This is a genomic window from Sphaerotilus hippei (assembly GCF_003201595.1).
Taxonomy (GTDB): Bacteria; Pseudomonadota; Gammaproteobacteria; order Burkholderiales; family Burkholderiaceae_C; genus Sphaerotilus; species Sphaerotilus hippei.
In genome coordinates, this window is sequence record NZ_QJJS01000036.1 from 1 (window position 1) to 2,837 (window position 2,837).

General features: G+C 53.7%; 2 protein-coding genes and 1 pseudogene. All 3 read left to right on the forward strand.

Going from position 1 to position 2,837, the window contains the following annotated elements; all coding sequences use genetic code 11:
* Nucleotides 1-152 (forward strand): annotated as a pseudogene (locus tag C7444_RS19845) (IS5/IS1182 family transposase); the annotation flags it as partial.
* A 457-nt stretch (nucleotides 153-609) separates the two neighbouring features.
* Entirely contained in the window at nucleotides 610-1,026 is a 417-nt protein-coding gene (locus C7444_RS20360; RefSeq protein ID WP_170130821.1) for a hypothetical protein, read from the forward strand.
* A 154-nt stretch (nucleotides 1,027-1,180) separates the two neighbouring features.
* Nucleotides 1,181-2,713: a P-loop ATPase, Sll1717 family gene (locus tag C7444_RS19850; protein ID WP_110402586.1), complete on the forward strand. Its 1,533-nt coding sequence runs from the start codon at nucleotides 1,181-1,183 to the stop codon at nucleotides 2,711-2,713.
* The last annotated feature ends 124 nt before the right edge of the window (nucleotides 2,714-2,837 follow it).

Sequence of the window (2,837 nt, forward strand, 5' to 3'; positions counted from 1 at the left end):
AGCGCAGTTTCGGCTGGCTGTCGCGGTTTCGTCGGCTCAGCCGCGATTTCGAGCGCTTGCCTCAGGTGCTGGCCAGTTTGCATTTCGTGGTCTTCGCCATCCTCATGCTCCCCAAGGTCGCAGCGGTGCTGGCTTCGGGGGGAAGTTCATAACACGCTCTAGGCGTCACCAAATACGCGACGGCTCCTGCGAGATACATCGCGAACGGAATACAGTTCAATGAACATGTGCACATATCTCTTTCGGCTATTTCTATTTGGTGCATTAACACTAGTTTCAACGCACCCTGCCCATTCGCAACCCTTGTGGAGATTTGCATATTATGGGATGACGGCCAATGAGATTCTAGAAAATTACCCAGGCGCTACAGAAGTGGTTCTAGGGCCTAGACTATTCGGCCTACGGGTTACTGATTCCAATATAGGTAACGAGCCGGCAGATGTAACCTTTTTGTTTAAGGCGGATCATCTTTCTCAGGTGAGTTATAGGTTAAAAATAGAAGGATCACCAAAGTCGGTGATTGACCGCTGGGATGCGCTACTAAGTGAATTCAAAAATTGGAACCGTCCCGCATCTGTCCAACGATCTAAGAGGTCCATCGGACGGTTCGTGAAAGAAGGCAACACCATTCGCTTGCTTGATGATGCGATCGGCGAGGTGGCAGAAAGCTGGGAAACCACCATGCGTACTGCGGTTGATCTCGAGTTGGTGAGGACACTCACACCAGATTCCTATGAGATTGTTGGTGGCGTGAAGTTGGCACTTTGGGAGCAGATGGCACGCGAAGAAATGTCGAGTATTTCGGCGGTGACTGAAGCTGAAGCCAAAGTGCTGGCCAGATGGAAAGGTCGACCTATTAAAGAATACATTCTGGAATTCGGTCCTCCCGGCCGCACCATCCAAATTGAGAAGACCGACACCTTGTATGTCTGGGGGAGCGAAGGTTCGAGTTGCAACACAACGCTGTTCGTCAGCAAAAATAATAAGATTGTAGATCGCAAGGTAACAGGGTGCAGCAGAAATTAAATAGCAACGCGGTAGATGGCTATATTTCGCCAACGAGAACAAAAATGCGACGCCCAACCCATCATTCCAGCGGACCGCCTTCGGCGGCCGCTGAATTCAAACGTTAGGCATCACGAATACAGTCGCTCCTGGTCCTTCCGCCCGGAAACTCCACATGACAACACTCGACTACCTGCTGAAGTACGTCCGAACCGGCACCGCAGAGGGTGACAGGCCGTTCCTCGGCGAAATATTCATTGCGCCGACTCAGTTCACTCAACTCTGCGCCATCGAACCGGGCGGAATGAGGGTTCTTGTGGGAAACAAGGGGGTCGGAAAGAGTGCCGTCGTTGAGTGGATCGACAAAGTTGCCAAGTCGAAGAAGTTGCCATGCCTCCTCATTCGGCCGGACAACATATCTTCAAAAGACATGCCAACGTCGCAGGACATTGGCTCCCTGAAGCGCTTCTACTACGAGGTGCTGCTGCGAACGGTCGGGGCGCAGATTGGCTCTCAGCTGAAAGGCATGTTGAAGGGCAACGCGGCGAAACTCCATAACGAGGCGCGCCAGCAGGGACTTACAGAAGACGACTTCATTCAAAAGTCACTTGAACTCATCTCCGCGATCTCGCTTCCCGCCGCGAAGATCAACGGAGTCCAACTGGCCAAGGAACTGGCAGGCACAAACTCGCCAAACTCCCTGATCAAGGCCATCAACGCGCAATTGCTGTCATCGAGCAACGTCTTCTACTTACTTATCGACGACACCGACCAGTTGGCGGCACCAGATCAGCCCGCTCACCTAAACAGGATCTGGGCGCTTCTGCTGGCAGTCAGGCGGCTTACGGGTGAGTGCAATGCCGTCCGAGCGATCGTGAGCCTTCGATCAAGCGTCTGGACTCGCCTCACAAGCGAGAGTCAAGGTCAACGGGATCAGACCGACCATATTCGCGGACTCGTCATCCCACTTCTGGCCGACGACAAGTTGATGCAAGGCATCATCAGACGACGCTTGGAGCGCGCTGCCAAGGACGCCGATCAATCACGCGGCGATCCCCATACCGTTTTCTTCAACGGCGCGACCATGACGCTCCCCACGAGCGACGAAAGTCGAACCTGGGATTCATTCATATCGAAGTCGGCACGCGAGCGTCCGAGAGACGCCATCCAACTCATCAAGAACATGATCGACGCTGCCAAGCTGGGCAATGCGCTCTTGATCGGCAGCAAGGAAGCCGGCGCGGCGATGAAGGTCTATTCATCTGAACGGGTCGATGACGTAGTGAACGAGTTCTCCCTGGATTGCAAGAACATCCGAGAGATCATCAACACGTTTGCCGACTTTGATTTTGAGTCAGACTTTGAGAAACTGCGTCGCCATCTGTTGACAGTGCCGAGTATTGCTTCAATACAAGTGCGCGGGGCACAACTCCGGCCCGACGTTGACGACGACGCCGTTACAGTACTGAGGCTTCTTCATGAAACGGGCTTCATAAACGCCCGGGTAGTCGATACCACGATGCCAAGGGGATTTCGCCACATTCTGTTTCACGACGATTCCAACTTTGTCAAGCTGGCGAACTGGAATGCCATGCAAGGCGCGCGATGGGAAATTCACCCCGCATTCCGCACCTATTTGATCGGCGTTAAACAAGCGCAGCTTGCGAAGATCTTGCCAACAAAACAAACCGGCGCCCCAAAAGGGTAGGCGTGCAGCGTGATGCCTAACCCCTCGTTGTACGTATTCAGCCCCCTGGCATTGACAACATCGTCAAGCCGGTGAAGTGCGGGTAGCGCGCGGAGCGAGCAAGGCTGAGAGTGCATGGATGGAC